The sequence below is a fragment of the Sphingomonas sp. S-NIH.Pt15_0812 genome, from assembly GCF_003951315.1.
Lineage (GTDB): Bacteria > Pseudomonadota > Alphaproteobacteria > Sphingomonadales > Sphingomonadaceae > Sphingomonas.
This window is the reverse complement of record NZ_QLJH01000012.1, coordinates 55,831-72,428: the sequence shown is the minus strand read 5'-3', so window position 1 is coordinate 72,428 and position 16,598 is coordinate 55,831. Positions and strand designations below refer to the sequence as shown.

Below are 16,598 nucleotides of genomic sequence, written 5' to 3'. Positions count from 1 at the left end.
AATGCGTGTAACGCTGTGCTCCTACCTTCGCAGGACCACGGAAAGGCCTTTGGAAGCGATCCTTCCTCCGGCGCGTCAGGCCGTCTCCAGCAGTCGTTCCGCCTGTGCGCGGGCTTCGTCGGTGACGGTCGCGCCGGACAGCATCCGGGCGATCTCCTCGCGTCGTTCTCCTTCCGACAACTGGCGGACGCCGGTGCGGGTGACGATGCCGTCATTGGCCTTGGCGATCAGCAGATGCGCGGCGCCGCGCGCCGCGACCTGCGGGCTGTGCGTCACCACCAGCAGCTGCGTCCGCATCGCCAGCCGCGCCAGCCGCTCGCCGATCGCCGACGCCACCGCGCCGCCGACGCCGCGATCGATCTCGTCGAACACCATCGTCTCCGCGCCGCCCGTTTCCGCCAGCGCGACCTTGAGCGCGAGCAGGAAGCGCGACAATTCGCCGCCCGACGCGATCTTGGCGAGCGGGGCGAAGGGCGCGCCGGGATTGGTGGCGATCTCGAACTCGACCCGGTCCTTGCCGGCGGCGGACCAGCCGTCCGGCCCCAGCGGCGCGATCACGGTGCGGAACCGCGCGGCGTCGAGCTTGAGCGGCGGCAATTCGGTCGCCACCGCCGTGTCGAGCCGCGTCGCCGCCGCCGCCCGCCGTTCGGACAGGGCCGCCGCCGCCTTGTCATAGGCGGCGCGGGTCGTCGCCACCGTCGCCTCCAGCTTGGCGATGCCGCCTTCGCCCGCATCGAGCCGCTGGAGCCGGGCCGCCAGCTCCTCGGTCAGCGCGGCGAGGTCGTCGGGCTGGACCCGGTGCTTGCGGGCCATGGCGCGCAGGTCGAACAGGCGCGACTCGTCGTCCTCCAGCGCGCGCGGGTCGAAGGCGAGCGCATGGCGCGCCTCGCGCAGCCGCTCCTCGGCGGCGGACGCCTCGATCACCGCGCGGTCGACCGCCGCCAGCGCCTCGGCCAGCGATTCGTGATCCGGCGCGACCCGCTCCAGCACGCGCGCGGCCTGGCGCAGGCGGGCGAGACCGCCGTCCGACCCCTCCAGATGATCCTCGATCGCGGACAGGTCGTCGGCGATCTTCTCGGCGCGCTGCATCGAGCGGCGCTTGTCGGCGAGCGATTCCTCCTCGCCCGGCTCGGCCCCCAGCGCCTGAAGCTCGGCGACGCTATGCTCCAGCCATTCGCGGTCGCGCGCCGCCGTCTCGATCTCCGCGCGCGCGGCGGCGAGCGTCGCTTCCGCCTGGCGATAGGCGGCCCAGCAGCGCGCCGCCTCGGCGGGATCGACCTTGCCGAACGAGTCGAGCATCGCGCGGTGGCCGCGCGGGTTGAGCAGGCCGCGATCGTCATGCTGGCCATGGATCTCGACCAGGCGCGGGGCGATCTCGCGCAGCAGCGTGGCGGAGACGGGCTGGGTGTTGACGAAGGCCCGGCTGCCGCCATCCGCCTTCACCACGCGGCGGATCAGCAGCGGCTCGCCCGGCTCCACCTCGACGCCATTCTCGTCGAGCAGGGCGGCGAGCGGCGCGGAGGGGGCATCGAAGCTGGCGGTGACGACCGCCTGGGTCGCGCCATGGCGCACCAGGCCGCTATCGCCACGCCCGCCGAGCGCCAGCCCCAGGGCATCGAGCAGGATCGACTTGCCCGCGCCCGTCTCGCCGGTCAGCACGCCCAGTCCCTCGCCAAAGTCGAGGTCGAGCGCTTCGATCAGCACCACGTCACGGATGGACAGCGCGGTCAGCATAGACGGCCGATGTAGACCGGGGCGGGGCCGATTTGAACCGCTTATGTTCCGGAGGCGCGAATAAAGCCGGTGGACGACCGCCTGCCGACGCCCTGGTCGCCGCCGCGCTGCTGCGCGAGCGGGCGGCGAGGGGCGGGGGGGGGGGCGGGGGGTCCTAGTCGCTGGAACCCCGGGCTCCGGCTTGCGCCGGAACCCGTCAGCCGGCCTTACTGGCGGGGGATGCCGGTGCTGCTGTTCGGGCCGACGGTCGAGCCGCCGGTGGCGGTGCCGGGAACCCCGGCCGGCTGCGCGTCGCGCGGCACGCCGGAGGCGCTGCCCGAATCACCCGGCAGCGAATGCGCCTTGGCGCCCGGCGTGCCGTCCGGGATGATCGGCTGGCCCGGTGGGACCAGCGGCGCTTCCGGCAAGGGATGGTCCTTCATCAGCTTGTACGCATGGGCATACCAGTCGCTGCCCGGATAGTTGCGGCCGAGCACGGCGGCGGCCTTCTGCGCCTCGACCGGCACGCCCAGGTTCAGATAGGTCTCGGTCAACCGCATCAGCGCCTCGGGCGCATGGGTGGTCGTCTGATATTGCTCGATCACCCGCTTGAAGCGCATGTTCGCCGCCAGCCACTGGCCGCGCGCCTCGTAGAAGCGGCCGACTTCCATCTCCTTGCCGGCGAGGTGGTCGTTGACCAGGTCTATCTTCAGCCGCGCATCCGACGCATAGCGGGTGTTGGGATAGCGGCGCATCAGCTCGCCCAGCGCATCAAGCGCCTGGCGGGTGATCTTCTGGTCGCGGGTCACGTCGGTGATCTGCTCGTAATAGCCGAGCGCCACCAGATAATAGGCATAGGCCGCGTCGCGATTGCCCGGATGGACCGAGATGAACCGCTGCGCCGACTGGATCGACTGGGTATAGTCGCGCGCCAGATAATAGCTGAACGCGCTCATCAACTGCGCGCGGCGGGCCCAGATCGAATAGGGGTGCTGGCGCTCCACCTCGTCGAACAGGATCGCCGCCTCCTTGTAGCGGCCCTGGTCGAGCCGGTTCTTGGCGGTGGTGTACAGCGTGCCGACGTCGCGCGCGACATATGGCACGTCGCCCTTGCCGGCATTGCGCGCACAGGCGCCCAGCGGAAGCACGACGGCGGCGATCATCGCGACGCCAAGCGCGCGGGAACGGGGGATACGCATCGGCCTCGCCTGTAGCGCAGCGTGGCCCCGGGAAACAATAGGCTGGACGCACCGGATCGTCGCGATAGGGGAAGGCGTTCGACCGGCCGGATACGAACAAGGAGCCAACCGATGCCCGCCACCAAGCTGCACACCCATCGCGTCGAGAAGCCCTGGGGCCGCACCGACCTCTGGCCCGGCTTTCCCGACCAGCCGGCGGGCGGCGAGCCGGTGGGCGAGGTCTGGTTCCAGGAACCCGGCGACACCACGCCCGACCTGCTGATCAAGTACCTGTTCACCGGCGAGAAACTGTCGGTGCAGGTCCATCCCGACGATGAGGAGGCGCACAAGCGCGGCCTGCCGCGCGGCAAGGACGAATGCTGGACGATCCTGGCCGCAACGCCCGATTCGACCATCGCGCTGGGGCCGAAACAGGCGATGACCGCCGACGCGCTGCGGGAATCGGCGCTCGACGGATCGATCGAGGACAAGCTGGACTGGGTGCCGGTCAAGGCGGGCGATTTCTATTACGCCCCCTCGGGCACCATCCATGCGATCGGCGCGGGGCTGACGCTGATCGAGGTGCAGCAAAACAGCGAGACGACCTATCGCCTCTATGATTATGGCCGCCCCCGCGAACTGCACCTGGATGACGGCGTCGCGGTCGCGCACCTGACCCCGTACCAGGCGATCACCTCGCCCGGCCGCGTCGATGGCGAGCGGACCATCCTGGTCGAGGGGCCGAAATTCGTGCTGGAACGCTGGACCGGCGGCGCGCACGCCGTCGCGCTGCCCGAGGGGCTGACCGCGTGGATCGTGCCGATCACCGGCGGCGGCAATGTCGCCGATGTCCGCTTCCAGGCCGGCGAATGCGTGACCGTGAAGGGCAACGAGACGATCACGCTGGACGACGGCGCGGACGTGCTGTTCGCCTATCCGGGCACTCGGCGACTCTGACCCTCTCCTATCGGACCGTCATGGCGTCGCTTCGCGCCTCGGCATGACGGTTTCGCGATAGATTTCCTCCGTCTTCCGGCAGCCGGTGGCCGCTCGACTTGATCGAGGGGGAGGCGTATCGGACGGCGATGGCCGACGATCCCTTCACGCTGTTCGACGCCTGGTACGCCGAGGCGCGCGAGAGCGAAATCAACGATTCGAATGCGATGGCGCTTGCCACCGCGGATGCGGCGGGGCGGCCGTCGGTCCGCATGGTGCTGTTGAAGGGCCATGGCCCGGACGGCTTCGTCTTCTACACCAATCGCGAGGGGCGCAAGGCCGCCGACCTCGCCGCCAACCCGCACGCGGCGTTGCTGTTCCACTGGAAGTCGCTGCGCCGCCAGGTGCGGATCGAGGGCGCGGTGACGCTGGCGACCGACGCCGAATCGGACGCCTATTTCGCCAGCCGCAGCCGCGATTCGCAGCTCGGCGCCTGGGCCTCCGACCAGTCCCGCCCGCTCGCCGATCGGGCGACGTTCGAAACTCGGTTCGAGGCGATGAAGGCCCGGTTCGAGGGGCAGGACGTGCCGCGCCCGCCCTTTTGGGGCGGCTATCGCGTCACGCCCGACGTGATCGAATTCTGGCAGGATCGCGCGCATCGCCTGCATGAGCGCCGCCTGTTCACGCACGTGGAGGGCGGCTGGCGCGAAGGGTTGCTGTTCCCATGACGCACGACGAACGCCGTCGCCTCGTTCCCTATGCCACCCGCGCGGCGCTGGCCAGCGTCGCGATGGCGACCTTCCTGCTCGCGCTGAAGGGGTTCGCCGCCTGGCATACCGGATCGATCGCGATGCTGGGGTCGCTGGCGGATACCGCGCTCGACCTGCTCGCCAGCCTGGTGACGCTCTATGGCGTGCGGCTGGCGGCGACGCCGGCGGATCACGATCACCGTTTCGGCCATGGCAAGGCGGAGGCGCTGGCGGCGTTGTTCCAGGTCGCGCTGATCACCGCGTCCGCCGCCGGGATCGGCTGGCGCGCGATCCAAGCGCTGGGCGCGCCCAATGCGACCACCGATGCGGAATTCGGCATCGGCGTGTCGGTGATCGCGATCGTCGCGACGATCGGGCTGCTCGCCTATCAACGCATGGTGATCCGCAAGACCGGCTCGGTCGCGATCCTGGCCGACAATGTCCATTACCAGTCGGACGTGCTGCTCAACGGATCGGTGATCGGCGCGCTGGTGCTCGACCAGTATCTGGGCTGGCACGGCGCGGACGCGATCTTCGGCATCGCCATCGCCGCGTGGCTGCTGTGGGGGGCGTTCCAAGCCTCCTCGACCGCGATCGACATGTTGATGGACAAGGAATGGCCCGACGACCAGCGCGCGGCCTTTCTCGACGTCGCGGCGCGCCAGCCGGGGCTGCGCGGCATCCACGACTTCCGCACCCGCCGCTCGGGCAGCCACGACTTCGCGCAATTCCATATGGAGGTCGCGCGCGACCTGACCGTGGCCGAGGCGCACGACCTGGTCGAGGGGGTCGAGCGTAACCTGAAGCGGGCCTTCCCCAAGGTGGAGGTGCTGATCCATCTCGATCCCGAGGGGCATGTCGATACCGACAATCCGCTGGTCGAGGCGGACGTGACGCCGCACTGGTTCGGCAAGCGCGTGGGGCACTGAGCGATGCGCATCCCGTTCACCCAGGTCGATGCCTTTGCCGACCGGCCCTTTGCCGGCAACCCGGCGGCGGTGATGCCGCTGGCCACCTGGCCGGACGACGCGCTGCTTCAGCAGATCGCGGCGGAGAACAACCTGTCGGAAACCGCCTTTCTGGTGCCGCTGACCGGCGATGCGGAGGCGACGTTCGAACTCCGCTGGTTCACGCCCACCGCCGAGGTGGCGCTGTGCGGCCATGCGACGCTGGCGAGCGGCCATGTCGTGCTGTCGAGCGACGGCGCGATCGACCGGGTGGCGTTCCGCACTCGCCGCTCGGGCGTGCTGGCGGTGGCGCGGCAGGGGAGCGGCTATAGCCTCGACCTGCCGGCCTGGGCCCCGGCGCCGCGCGCGCTGGACGCCATCGTCGCGGCGCTGGGCGTGGACGGCGTGGTCGATACGCTGTGGCATGAGAAGGGCTATGCGCTGATCGTCGTGGACGACGCGGCGACGGTGCGGGACGCCCGTCCGGACCAGCGTGCGCTGGCGGCGGCGGAGCCCTGCGTCGCGGTCCTGGCGGCGCGGGGGCAGGAGACGGACATCGTCTCGCGCGTGTTCACGCCGGCCTATGGGATCGACGAGGACCCGGTGACCGGATCGGCCCATGCGGTGATGGTGCCCTATTTCGCGGAGAAACTCGGCCGCGATACGATGACCGCGTTCCAGGCCAGCGCGCGGGGCGGGCGTCTGACCTGCCGGCTGGCGGACGACCGGGTGGTGCTGGGCGGACAGTGCGTGACGGTGATCGAGGGCAGCTTCCTGCTGCCGTAAGGATGGGGTGTCGTTACCCCCACTCCGTTCCCCGGCCTTTGCCGGGGGAGCGGAGTGGGGGATAGGATCCTAATGACGCCTCGACCCGGCTTACCGCCAGCCGGCATCCACGAAATAATCATGTCCCGTGCACATCCGCGCATCGTCGGAGGCCAGGAACAGCGCCAGCGCCGCCACGTCGGCGGGCTGGATGCGGCCGTCCAGGCATTGCGCCGCCACGATCTCGGCCTCGCCCTCGGGCGTGTACCAGCGTTCCTGGCGCGGCGTCTGGACGTTGCCGGGCACGATCGTGTTGACGCGGATGCCGTCGCGGCCGAGATCGCGGGCCAGGCTGCGCGTCAGCCCCTCGATCGCCGCCTTGCAGGTCTGGTAGAGGACCAGGTCGGGCAAGGCGAGGTGCCAGCTGATCGACCCGAAGTTCAGGATCGCCCCGCCGCCGGCGCGCTTCATCGCCGGGATCACCGCCTTGGCGGCGAAGAACTGGTGGCGCAAGTTCACCGCGAACCGCTCGTCCCAATAGGCCGGGGTGACATCCTCGATCGAGTGGCGATCGTCGCTTGCGGCGTTGTTGATCAGGATGTCGACCCCGCCCAGCGCCTGTTCCAGTTCGGCGAACACGGACGCGAGCTGTTCGAGATCGGTCAGGTCGCAGCGCCGGAAGATCGGGGCGTGCGCCGCCGTCTCCGTCAGCCTGGCGGCCAGCGCCTGACCATCGCCCTCGGCGATGTCGACGAAGGCCACTGCCGCGCCCTGTGCCGCGAAGGCTTCGACCAGCCCGGCGCCGATGCCGCTGGCGCCGCCGGTGATGATGACGCGCTTGTCCGCCAGCGAGGGATAATTGGCCGTCATCACTTCGCTCCCAACAGGCCGCGGCCAGCCAGATTGGCCATGAACGCGCCGATGCCCATGGTCCAGGCGGGCGCATCGCGCGAGGTGGTGACCTGATTGATCAAGGTGCCCAGCCGCTCGCTGCGGATCGCCACCGTGTCGCCGATCTTGTGGGTGAAGCCCTTGCCCGGCTCGTCGCGATCCTGGGTCGGGGCGAACAGGGTGCCACAGAACAGCACCAGGCCATCGGGATAGTGATGCTCGCTCAGCGCCTGGCGGAGCAGCTCTTCCGGATCGCGGCTGATCTCCTGCATCGTGCTATGGCCGTTCAGCACATAATCGTCGGTGCCGGTGATGGTCAGCGCCACGTCGGCGGCGCGCACATCCTCCATCGAATAGCCGTCGTCGAACAGGCGGATCAGCGGCCCGAGCGAGCAGGAGGCGGTGTTGTCCTTCGCCTTGCCGAGCAGCAGCGCCGAACGACCCTCGAAATCGCGCAGATTGACGTCGTTGCCGAGCGTCGCACCGACCGCCACGCCGTGCGCGTCGGCGACCAGCACCACTTCCGGCTCCGGATTGTTCCAGGTCGAATCGGAACGGACGCCGACCGGCGCGTTGAGGCCGACCGTGGAGAGCACCGGCGACTTGGTGAAGATTTCCGCATCCGGGCCGATCGCCACCTCCAGATATTGCGACCACAGGCCGTCGGCGATCAGCGCCTCCTTCAGCGCCGCCGCCTCGTCCGTGCCGGGCACCACCGAGCGGATGCTGCCGCCCAGCGCTTCTTCCAGCCGGCCGCGCAATTCGGCGGCCTTGCTGTGGTCGCCGCGCGCGCGCTCCTCGATCACCCGCTCCAGCGCGGAGACGGCGAAGGTCACGCCCGCCGCCTTCACGCATTGCAGGTCGATCGGGCTGAGCAGTTGCGCCAGGTCGAGCGTGTCGAGATCGCCCAGCGCCTCGCCGCCGTCGAACAGGCGGTCGGCGATCAGCGCCGAGACCGTCGGCGCGACCTGCGCCATGTCATAGGCGACGCCACCCCGGACCAGGATCGGCGACGGGCCGGCCTGGGTCTGGATGCGTCCCAGGAACGTGCCGCTGCGCCAGTCGGCCGGCAACGCCTCGGCCCAGGTCGATACGCGTGTCACCATTATCCCCTCCATATATGGTAGCGGTATCTTATGTGCGGGAGGACCGTCAAGCGCGGCCTGCCGCCGATCGGATACCGGTCATCCGGCCTCATAGAGTTCCAGCGGCAGCGCGTCCGGGTCCTCGAAGAAGGTGAAGCGGCGGTCGGTATGGGGGTCGACCCGCACCGGCTCCACCGCCACGCCCGCCGCGACCAGCCGCGCGACGGCGGCGTCGAGATCGTCGACCGCGAAGGCCAGGTGACGCAGGCCGCGCGCTTCCGGCCGGCTGACGCGGGCCGGCGGGTCGGGAAAGGAGAAGAGCTCGATCTGCGCGGTGCCGACGCCCAGGTCGCATTTCCACGACCGGCGCTCCGCGCGGTACACCTCGAACAGCACGGGCAGGCCGAGCAATTCGCTGTAGAAACGCTTCGAGACGTCGTAATCGGAACAGATGATCGCGACATGGTGGAGCGATCGGATCATGGATGGCCTTTCGGAAATTCAGGAGCCGGTGAGCGTGCGGACCAGATCGAGATCGTCGGGCTTGTCGACGTCGATCGCGGCGAGGCCGAACGGGCTCGGCACCACCGCCGTCTCCACCCCCGCCCGCCGGCCGAGATGCCGCACCGCCGCCGCCAGCGTCAACCGGCCGAACAGATAGCGCAGCAGCAGCAGCGGCCCCAGTCGCCAGACGATCCGCCACGGCCGCTTGCGGTCCGCTTCCACCTGGCTCCACAGGCCGATCGCCAGCGCCGCTTCCGGTGTAGCGAGCCAGAACAGGTTGCACCCCGACCAGTCGCCATCGGCGAAGCGCAGCCAGGTCCGCCGGGTCGCGGGGGCGGCGGCCTCCACCACGTCGCGCCGGGCGAGCAGCGTCGCGACATCGGCCTCGGCGGGCACATCCGTCAGGAACCGCGCGATCCACGCGCCGTCGAGCAGCGCATGATCGGCGGTCGTCACCAGCAGGGGGGTGCCGAGCACGGTCAGCGCGGCGGCGACGCTGGCGCTGGGGCCGGCGGCGGGGGGCAGCACCTCCAGCCCCAGCCGCATCGCCTCGACCACCACCGCCCGGTCGGAAGCGGAGACGGCGACGCGGGTCGCGCCCGCCGCGCGCACCGCCGCCGCGACGCGGTCGAGCAGGGTCGCGCCTTCCAGCCGGATCAGCGCCTTATGCGACACGCCGGCATAGCTGGCGACGGGATCGGTCGTGCCAGGGCGCGAACCCGCCAGGATCAGGGCCGACCAAGTCATCGTTGCCGCCATACCTGCCACAGCACGGCCGGCGCGGCCAGCACGGGATGGCGCGTCCGCCACGGCGTCAGCGTGACGGCGACACCGGTATGCCGCTCGACCTTCCACGCGCCATAGGCGGCGGCCCCCTCGAAGGTGAAGGCGGCGCGGACCAGCCGGGCGATGTTGAGCGGCTTGCCCAGCCGCCGCCGCCGCCGCCATGCGCGACGGACGCGATCCGCCTGGGGCAGGCTGGGGATCAGCCGATCGCCGGCACGGGTGAAGGCGATGCCGGCCGCGTCCCACGCCAGGGGCAGCAGCCGCTGGTAACGCCCCGCGCCATGCGCGATGATCTGCTCCTCGCGACCGGGCCGCTCGACCCGGAGTTCGGCGGCATAGGTCTGGCGGAACAGCGCGCGCCAATAATCCTCCGCCGTCCCCTCTGCCGGCCCCAGCGCGGCGGCGAAGCGCGCCGCCGTGACGACCGCCGCCGCGATCGCGTCGACCACCGCATGGCGCGCCCCGGCATCGCGCACCCAGGCCAGGGCGGCGGGCTGGACGAAACGGGTCCAGATGGTGGTATCGACCAGATCGCCCGACGCCGCCGCGCGGAAGGTGGCGGCGCGCATCGTCGCGATCTTGGCGCGCAGCGTCTGCCCCTTCAGCGGAAACTCGCGATAGCTGACGGTCGGCCACAATCCGCGCTCCGGCGGGCCATCGGTCAGGACATAGAAGTCGAGCACGCCGTCCAGCGAGCGGGTGCGCAGGTTGGAGCCGTAGAACAGCACGGCGACCGCCTGCGTCTCGCCGGCCAGTCGGGCCGCGACCGCGCGCACCGGTTCCGCGACCGCGGCGTCCAGCCCCGCCGCCACCTGGTCCCGAAGCGTCTCGCTCATGGCGTGACGAAGGCGAGCGCCGGTCCCTGCCGCACGGTCAGCGCGCCGCCGGGAAAATGCTCGCCGTCCAGGATGAAGCCCTCGTCCAGCGCGATGTCGAACTGCGCGGCGGCGATATGGTGATAGCCGGCGCGCGCCAGCCAGGGCGCGACCGATCCGGCCAGCAGGGCGGGGGTCGCCAGCATCATCCGGCGCGGCGGCGCGTCGATCGCGAGCAGGCGGATGCCCTCGCGCGGCGGGCCGAACGGCTTCAGGCCCATCGGCAACTGGCCCAGCGTCGAGGCGAGCAGCAGGTAGCGCTGGGCGTGATCCGCCGGCTGGCCGGGCAGGGCGAGCCGCATCGCCGTACCGGCGCGCCACGCGCTCTTCGCCGTGCCGAACAAGGTCTGCGCCACGCCCCAGCCGAGCGCCAGCCCGACCGCCAGATTGTTGAACGCCCCCGCGCGGTGGGTGTGCTGCGCCAGTTCGGTCGCCTTGGCGAAGGCGCCGGCACCGAACAGGAAGCCGCGCGCCGGCGGCGCGGCGTCGCCGACCCGTGCGATCTCCAGCGGGCGGCGCTCGATCATCCGGCCTTGCCGGGCGGCGTCCAGCGCGTCGGTCAGCGTCCAGTCGGCGGGCAGGCCCAGGTCGATCGCCAACGCGTTCGTCTTGCCCGAGGGGATGACGGCGACGCGCGGCCAGGAACCGGCCCAGATATCGGCGGCGGCGGTCAGCACGTCGCGCACCGTGCCGTCGCCGCCATCGATCACCAGCAGGTCGATGCGGTGCGCGGCAAAGTCGACCAGCGTTTCCGCCAGCGCGGCGCGAGTGCGCGGTGCGGCGACGATCAGGCTGTCGGCACCCGGCACGCCCGCCTCATATTCCGCGCCGTGATTGCGGTGGCTCTTGGGATTGCACACGATTCCGACGCGCAGCGCGCCCAGCACGCCGACGCCGGGCACCGGCTTCGCCGAAGCCGGCGCGTCGACCCGCGCGTCGCAAAAGGGCAGGGATGCAGACAGAACCGTGGACACCAGGCCTCCGCTATCCGTCGGGGGACCCGGCGGCTACAGAATTATGACGTAAACGTAAGACACCGACTTTGTGACCTGAAAATGTCGTGATCCAGGTCACGCCGGCCATTTTTGTTGGCGGCGATAAGGGTTTGGCTATCGCCGGTAGCGCATCGCCATGCGAATCGTCGCGCCGCCGGCCGGCACCGCGAAGCGCGCGCTGGCAAAGGCGGGCAGGCCGATCGAGGTCGGTGCGTCGTTGGAAAAGCCGAATCCCTCCTTCGGCGTCCACAGCGTGCGGTTGAAATCGTGGTCGGCATTGGCGTCATGATATTGCGCGATCGCGTAGAAGCCGGGCCGCACCCAGAAACAGCCGGTCGTGACCGGCGCCTGGGCGGGGGTGCGGACGCGCAGCAGCTTGCCGCCCTTGGCCAGGAAGCGCCGCTTGTCGTCGGGATAGAGGGTGAAGGCGACCTCGCCCCGGGCATCGCGCAGGCCGGTCGCCTGCACCGTCAGCTTCACCATGCCGGGGCCGGTCGGCCCGGCGCAGCTTTGCGCCACGGCCGGGGCAGCGAGCAGGGCTGTCGTAGAAATCGCTAAGGTAAACAGTGGCTTGTTCATCAAACTATCCTGGTGCCCCGGCCATGGACTGCGCCTGAATCACGGCCGCACGATGGCGAAGCGCTCCCGTCCCTCAGCCGCGGCGCGACAGGCGGAGCGCCGCCGCCGCCATCAGCAGCGCGACGACCAGCGAGCCGGCAGTGACCGCCATCGCCACGCCGGTCGCGGCGTACCAGGGCATGAGCGCGAAGGCGGCGGCGAACATCACCCCGACGCCGACGACGCGGATCGCGAAGACGGTGCCGGCGCGTTGCAGCGCGGTCATCACCGTGTCGACACCGACCGTCGTCAGGTCCAGGCATCCCGCCACCGCCAGCCACAGCAGGACCGGCCAGGCATGACGGAAGTCGCGGCCGCCGACCAGGTTCAGCACCGGCTTCCCCGCCAGCGCGACGATCGCCATGATGCCCAGGGCCGCGACGCCGCTGCCCAGGAACAGCCGCGACAGCATCCGCCCCAGCCGCTGCGGCGTCGCGGATTGCACCGACTTGACCACCTCCGGAAAGGCGGCGCGGGACAGGAGCTGCGACACCTTGGCCAGCGCCTGCGCCAGTTGCGCCGCCAGCCGGAACACGCCCGCCGCCGCCGGGCCCACCACCGCGCCGACCAGCAGCAGCGGCACCTGCTTGCTCGACAGGCCGAGCGTCGAGCTGGCATTGGTCGACAGCGCGAAGCGGACGATGCCGGGATGCTCGCGCGGCAGGTCGCGGACGCCGCGTCCGTGCCGGCGCATCAGCGTCAGGTCGCCCTGTTGCGCGACCATGATCCAATAGGCGGCGGCGGTCAGCACCTCCGCCAGCCCCCAGGCGAACAGGAAGCCCTGCACCGTCGGATGGACCAGCCATACCGCGATCGCGCCCAGGAAGCGCACCACCGGCGTCACGCTGTCGGCCAGCGCGGCGAGCGCGAACCGGTCGTTCAGCCGCAGGATGCCGAGCGGGGTCGAGCGGACGGTGACAAGCTGGACCACGGCGAAGATCAGCGTCGCCCGCTTCAGCGTCGCGCCGATGCCGAGCGCCTCGCCCCAGATCTCCAGGATCACCCAGGCCAGGCCGACGCCGACCAGCGCGGTGGCGGCATCGAGGTATGCGACGCCGCGATAGAGCCGGCCGAGCGCGGGGGCGTCGCCGGTCGCGCGAGCGCGGACGCCATATTGCACCACCACCTGCCAGCTCTGGAAGGCGACCAGCGTCGCCAGAGTCTGTGCCGCGCCGGTGATGAGCGCGAACCGGCCGAAGCCGGTGACGCCCAGCGAGCGGGTCGCGATGCCCAGATAGAAGAGCGACAGGATGGCGAGCACGCTGCGGCTGGCGAGCATCCAGCCCAGGTTGCGCATCGCCGCCTGGAACATCCCGCGCGGGGCCGGTGACGGCGCGGGGGCGGGGGGATCGATGGAAGTACCGGTCATGCGTGCCCCAGCCCTAAGCACCGGAGAAACCACGGGCAAGTCCCGCGCCCGGCGTGACAGGCCGCCGGCGTCCCGATAATGCGACGCTCTTTGCGGGAGTCAGGCTTATCTGCGGCATCGTCGGCCTGTTGGCGCGAAATGGAGGCGACCCGGTCGCGGCGGTGCGTCGGCAGTGCGATTCGATCGTCCATCGCGGCCCGGATGATGAGGGGCTGTATGGCGAGCCGAGCTTCGCCTTCGGGATGCGGCGGCTGTCGATCCTCGACATCGCCGGCGGGCACCAGCCGTTCCGTTCGCCGGACGAGCGTTTCGTGCTGATGTTCAATGGCGAGATCTATAATTTCGCCGCGCTTCGCGCCGAACTGGCGGCGGCGGGACGCGTCTTTCGCAGCAGCGGCGATGCCGAGGTGATCCTCGCCGGCTATGAACGCTGGGGCGCGGCGGTGTTCGGCCGGCTGGACGGGATGTTCGCGGTCGCGATCTGGGACCGGCAGGCCAGGCGGCTGGTGCTGGCGCGCGATCCCGTCGGCATCAAGCCGCTCTATTATAGCGACCAGCCGGCGGGCTTCGCCTTCGCCTCCGAACTCCAGGCGCTGACGCTCCTGCCCGGTTTCCGCTGGACGACCGATCCGCGCGCGCAGCTCGACTATTTCCGCTTCGGCCATGTCCGCACGCCACGCACGATCCATGCGGAGGCGCGGACATTGCCACCGGGGCATATCCTCACCCTGACGGCCGGCGCGGCGCCGGAGCTGACGCCCTATTGGACGCCGCGCTATGCCCCCGCGCCGCCGCTGCCGCCGGAGGAATGGGTGGAGCGGTTCCGCCAGAGCTGGCTGGATACGGTGGCCGAGCAGATGGTCGCGGATGTCGAGGTCGGGGCTTTCCTGTCGGGGGGGATCGACTCCTCGGCGGTGGTCGCGGCGATGACGCGGGTGACCGACCGGCCGGTGCGCAGCTTCACCATCGGCTTCCCCGATCCGCGCTATGACGAAAGCCGTCATGCCGAGGCCATCGCGGCGGCGCTCGGCACCGTCCACACCACGCGGATGCTCGATCTGGTCGCGGCGCAGGACCTGCTGCCGACCGTGGCGGCCAGCTATGCCGAGCCGTTCGCCGACCCGTCGATGGTGCCGACCTGGTATGTCAGCCGGGTGGCCGCCGAACAGGTCAAGGTGGCGCTGTCGGGCGATGGCGGCGACGAGCTGTTCTTCGGTTACAAGCGCCACGCCACCGAGCGGCGGGTGGGGGCCTTGCCGGCTCCCTTGCGTCACGCCGCGCGCGCGATCGGCGCGGTGCCGACCCTGCCGTGGCGGCGCGCCAACGAGACGGTCCAGCGCTGGACCAGGACGGCCGCCAGCGCCGGCCTGCCCTGTGGCGTGTCACGCTTCTTCGCCAAGCTCCAGATCACTTCCCCGGCGCTGCGCGCGCAGGTGTTCGTGCCCGATTTCCTGGCGATGGACGGCGATCCGCGCGGCGAGATCGCGCGGCTGCGGGCGGAATATTTCCCCGATTCGGCGGCGCTGTCGGCCGATACGCTGGAGCAGTTCGCGCTGTGCGACCTGGCGCTCAACCTGCCGGGCGCGATGCTGACCAAGGTCGACCGGGCCAGCATGGCGCATTCGCTGGAGGTGCGCGTGCCGATGCTGGGGCAGAAGATGGTCGATCTGGCGCTGGCGATGCCCGCGTCGATGAAGCTGGACGGCGCCACCGGCAAGAAGGTGGTGCGCCAGGCGATCGCCCCCTGGCTGCCCGAAGGCATTCTGGATCGCCGCAAACAGGGCTTCCAGATGCCGCTGTCCGCCTGGTTCGCGGGCGATTTCGGCCGCTATGCCGAAATGCTGTGGCAGGAGAGCGGCGCGCGCGACGAGGGGATCTGGCGGCGCGCCGCCGTGGACCGGCTGTTCGCCGACCACCGCGCGGGGAAGCGGGACCATAGCCGCTTCCTCTACGCGCTGGCGGTCTATTGCCTGTGGAAGGCGCGGGGGCCGGCTAGGCCAGCCAGCTGATCACCGGCGCGCCGCGCCGCTTGACCGCCATCGCCTGGAACAGCCGGACGAGGTGGACGACGAGCGAGATGGCGGTCCAGCCGGCGACCGCGACGATCCCCCAGTCGGGCCGGCCGGCGACCAGGCTGGCGAACAGGATCACCATGTTCGGGTTGCGCCGCGCCGTGACCAGCCGGAAATCGCTGTCGAACGGCCGCCAGACATGGATGTGCATCCCGAAGCGGACGATGAACGCCCCCTCGATCAGGCGCTGCGCGACATAGCCGAACAGCATCGTGCCGATCACGATCCAGAAGGTCTGGTCGCTGAGCGGCCGGCCATAGACGGCGCAGCCGCTGGCCCAGGCCCACCACCAGATCGGCGGATGGACCAGGTCGATGCCATGGTCCCAGATGTCGCCCAGCCGGGAGGAGGTGATGGTGCAGCGCGCCAGCTTGCCGTCCACCGTGTCCAGCACCATGAAGACCAGGCCGGTGAGCAGCCCGGTCCAGAACCAGCCCTGCCAGAAGGCGATCGTCGCGACGACGCACAGCACGGTGCCGATCGCGGTGACGTTGTTGGGCGACAGGCCCCAGCGCGCCGCCAGCTGCGTCAGGCGGAACGCCCATTCCGGCCAGAGATATTTGGTCAGCAGGTCGGTGACGCCCTTATAGGCGCCCTTGTAGCTCAGCCGCTCGATCGCGGGGACGGTGGTCATCACCAGCGGCTCGACGAACGGTCGCTCGCGCTTGCGCAGCGCCTCGTTGAAGATGCCGGCCTCGTCCTCCGCCTCGATCACCACCAGGCCGGGCAGCGGCGCGCCGGCCAGCATCAGCGCGGCGGCCTCCTCCATCTCGATTCGGCCGACATGCGCCAGCACGGGCCGGCCGTCGCGGGTGACGACGGTGCCGGGCTTGTCCTTCAGATGGCGGGTCCAGACGGGATCGAAGGCATAGTCGAGATGGGCCAGCACCACTGTCTCGCCCTCGGGCGCGAAGCCCTGCGACACGCCGATGCGGCGCACCCGCTCCGCATTGGTCATGCCCCATAGGCGAGTCGTGTTGTCGCCGATCGGTTGTAGGGAAACGGTCATGCAGGCCCGTTACCCCATCGCGCGCGATTGTCGAACCGGGTTCGGGGCCGGATCGTCCGTGTTTTGCGGCGCTTTGACGGTGGTCGGGCCGGACGTCTCCGCGTTG

Annotated in this window: 16 protein-coding genes; 5 read left to right on the top strand and 11 right to left on the bottom strand. The window is 70.5% G+C overall.

Annotated features, from left to right (window positions below; genetic code table 11):
- Nucleotides 1-75: 75 nt before the first annotated feature.
- Both recN and BRX43_RS09955 read right to left on the bottom strand, forming a co-directional pair.
- Nucleotides 76-1,734 carry a DNA repair protein RecN gene (gene recN / locus BRX43_RS09960; protein ID WP_125994707.1) on the bottom strand — a complete coding sequence of 553 codons (1,659 nt, stop codon included), beginning with the start codon at nucleotides 1,732-1,734 and terminating at the stop codon, nucleotides 76-78.
- 206 nt (nucleotides 1,735-1,940) lie between these two features.
- Nucleotides 1,941-2,912: an outer membrane protein assembly factor BamD gene (locus BRX43_RS09955; protein WP_125994706.1), complete on the bottom strand. Its 972-nt coding sequence runs from the start codon at nucleotides 2,910-2,912 to the stop codon at nucleotides 1,941-1,943.
- 111 nt (nucleotides 2,913-3,023) lie between these two features.
- On the opposite strand from BRX43_RS09955, the gene BRX43_RS09950 reads away from it, so the two are divergent.
- The 4 genes from BRX43_RS09950 to BRX43_RS09935 all read left to right on the top strand — a co-directional run bounded on the left by BRX43_RS09950 (nucleotide 3,024) and on the right by BRX43_RS09935 (nucleotide 6,309).
- Entirely contained in the window at nucleotides 3,024-3,848 is an 825-nt protein-coding gene (locus BRX43_RS09950) for a class I mannose-6-phosphate isomerase (RefSeq protein ID WP_125994705.1), read from the top strand.
- Nucleotides 3,849-3,976: 128 nt separating this feature from the next.
- Nucleotides 3,977-4,555 (top strand): pyridoxamine 5'-phosphate oxidase, encoded by a 579-nt coding sequence (pdxH, locus tag BRX43_RS09945; protein ID WP_125994704.1) that lies wholly within the window; start codon nucleotides 3,977-3,979, stop codon nucleotides 4,553-4,555.
- Nucleotides 4,552-5,505 carry a cation diffusion facilitator family transporter gene (locus BRX43_RS09940; RefSeq protein ID WP_125994703.1) on the top strand — a complete coding sequence of 318 codons (954 nt, stop codon included), beginning with the start codon at nucleotides 4,552-4,554 and terminating at the stop codon, nucleotides 5,503-5,505. The genes pdxH and BRX43_RS09940 overlap by 4 nt, the downstream gene beginning before the upstream one ends.
- 3 nt (nucleotides 5,506-5,508) lie before the next feature.
- On the top strand, nucleotides 5,509-6,309 hold the full coding sequence (locus BRX43_RS09935) for a PhzF family phenazine biosynthesis protein (RefSeq protein ID WP_125994702.1): 801 nt from the start codon (nucleotides 5,509-5,511) through the stop codon (nucleotides 6,307-6,309).
- A 90-nt stretch (nucleotides 6,310-6,399) separates the two neighbouring features.
- Here BRX43_RS09935 and BRX43_RS09930 read toward each other — a convergent pair whose 3' ends face one another.
- The 8 genes from BRX43_RS09930 to BRX43_RS09895 all read right to left on the bottom strand — a co-directional run bounded on the left by BRX43_RS09930 (nucleotide 6,400) and on the right by BRX43_RS09895 (nucleotide 13,411).
- Nucleotides 6,400-7,161, bottom strand: a complete 762-nt coding sequence (locus BRX43_RS09930; RefSeq protein WP_125994701.1) for an SDR family oxidoreductase — start codon at nucleotides 7,159-7,161, stop codon at nucleotides 6,400-6,402.
- Nucleotides 7,158-8,285, bottom strand: coding sequence for a fumarylacetoacetate hydrolase family protein (locus BRX43_RS09925; protein ID WP_125994700.1), 1,128 nt, complete (start codon nucleotides 8,283-8,285; stop codon nucleotides 7,158-7,160). The genes BRX43_RS09930 and BRX43_RS09925 overlap by 4 nt, the downstream gene beginning before the upstream one ends.
- Nucleotides 8,286-8,363: 78 nt before the next feature.
- Nucleotides 8,364-8,744 carry a VOC family protein gene (locus BRX43_RS09920; protein ID WP_125994757.1) on the bottom strand — a complete coding sequence of 127 codons (381 nt, stop codon included), beginning with the start codon at nucleotides 8,742-8,744 and terminating at the stop codon, nucleotides 8,364-8,366.
- Nucleotides 8,745-8,765: 21 nt separating this feature from the next.
- On the bottom strand, nucleotides 8,766-9,515 hold the full coding sequence (locus tag BRX43_RS09915; protein WP_241214887.1) for a nucleotidyltransferase family protein: 750 nt from the start codon (nucleotides 9,513-9,515) through the stop codon (nucleotides 8,766-8,768).
- Complete coding sequence (locus BRX43_RS09910; protein ID WP_125994698.1) at nucleotides 9,512-10,390, bottom strand: hypothetical protein; 879 nt, start codon at nucleotides 10,388-10,390, stop codon at nucleotides 9,512-9,514. Before BRX43_RS09910 ends, BRX43_RS09915 begins: the two co-directional genes overlap by 4 nt.
- Nucleotides 10,387-11,403 carry an acylglycerol kinase family protein gene (locus BRX43_RS09905; protein ID WP_164523574.1) on the bottom strand — a complete coding sequence of 339 codons (1,017 nt, stop codon included), beginning with the start codon at nucleotides 11,401-11,403 and terminating at the stop codon, nucleotides 10,387-10,389. Before BRX43_RS09905 ends, BRX43_RS09910 begins: the two co-directional genes overlap by 4 nt.
- 135 nt (nucleotides 11,404-11,538) lie before the next feature.
- On the bottom strand, nucleotides 11,539-12,003 hold the full coding sequence (locus tag BRX43_RS09900; protein WP_125994696.1) for a DUF2141 domain-containing protein: 465 nt from the start codon (nucleotides 12,001-12,003) through the stop codon (nucleotides 11,539-11,541).
- A gap of 73 nt (nucleotides 12,004-12,076) precedes the next feature.
- Nucleotides 12,077-13,411 (bottom strand): lipopolysaccharide biosynthesis protein, encoded by a 1,335-nt coding sequence (locus tag BRX43_RS09895; protein ID WP_241214886.1) that lies wholly within the window; start codon nucleotides 13,409-13,411, stop codon nucleotides 12,077-12,079.
- Between the two features lie 53 nt (nucleotides 13,412-13,464).
- On the opposite strand from BRX43_RS09895, the gene asnB reads away from it, so the two are divergent.
- On the top strand, nucleotides 13,465-15,420 hold the full coding sequence (gene asnB / locus BRX43_RS09890) for an asparagine synthase (glutamine-hydrolyzing) (RefSeq protein WP_277600162.1): 1,956 nt from the start codon (nucleotides 13,465-13,467) through the stop codon (nucleotides 15,418-15,420).
- Here asnB and BRX43_RS09885 read toward each other — a convergent pair.
- Complete coding sequence (locus BRX43_RS09885) at nucleotides 15,404-16,492, bottom strand: CDP-alcohol phosphatidyltransferase family protein (RefSeq protein WP_125994695.1); 1,089 nt, start codon at nucleotides 16,490-16,492, stop codon at nucleotides 15,404-15,406. The genes asnB and BRX43_RS09885 overlap by 17 nt on opposite strands.
- Nucleotides 16,493-16,598: the final 106 nt, after the last annotated feature.

What these genes read in the sequence shown, in the direction of transcription:
- BRX43_RS09935 (WP_125994702.1), top strand. Translation starts at nt 5,509, where the DNA reads ATGCGCATCCCGTTCACCCAGGTCGATGCCTTTGCCGACCGGCCCTTT.
- BRX43_RS09950 (WP_125994705.1), top strand. Translation starts at nt 3,024, where the DNA reads ATGCCCGCCACCAAGCTGCACACCCATCGCGTCGAGAAGCCCTGGGGC.
- BRX43_RS09885 (WP_125994695.1), bottom strand. Translation starts at nt 16,492, where the DNA reads ATGACCGTTTCCCTACAACCGATCGGCGACAACACGACTCGCCTATGG.
- recN (WP_125994707.1), bottom strand. Translation starts at nt 1,734, where the DNA reads ATGCTGACCGCGCTGTCCATCCGTGACGTGGTGCTGATCGAAGCGCTC.
- BRX43_RS09910 (WP_125994698.1), bottom strand. Translation starts at nt 10,390, where the DNA reads ATGAGCGAGACGCTTCGGGACCAGGTGGCGGCGGGGCTGGACGCCGCG.
- BRX43_RS09900 (WP_125994696.1), bottom strand. Translation starts at nt 12,003, where the DNA reads ATGAACAAGCCACTGTTTACCTTAGCGATTTCTACGACAGCCCTGCTC.
- BRX43_RS09940 (WP_125994703.1), top strand. Translation starts at nt 4,552, where the DNA reads ATGACGCACGACGAACGCCGTCGCCTCGTTCCCTATGCCACCCGCGCG.
- BRX43_RS09925 (WP_125994700.1), bottom strand. Translation starts at nt 8,285, where the DNA reads ATGGTGACACGCGTATCGACCTGGGCCGAGGCGTTGCCGGCCGACTGG.
- BRX43_RS09915 (WP_241214887.1), bottom strand. Translation starts at nt 9,515, where the DNA reads ATGACTTGGTCGGCCCTGATCCTGGCGGGTTCGCGCCCTGGCACGACC.
- BRX43_RS09955 (WP_125994706.1), bottom strand. Translation starts at nt 2,912, where the DNA reads ATGCGTATCCCCCGTTCCCGCGCGCTTGGCGTCGCGATGATCGCCGCC.
- pdxH (WP_125994704.1), top strand. Translation starts at nt 3,977, where the DNA reads ATGGCCGACGATCCCTTCACGCTGTTCGACGCCTGGTACGCCGAGGCG.
- BRX43_RS09895 (WP_241214886.1), bottom strand. Translation starts at nt 13,411, where the DNA reads ATGACCGGTACTTCCATCGATCCCCCCGCCCCCGCGCCGTCACCGGCC.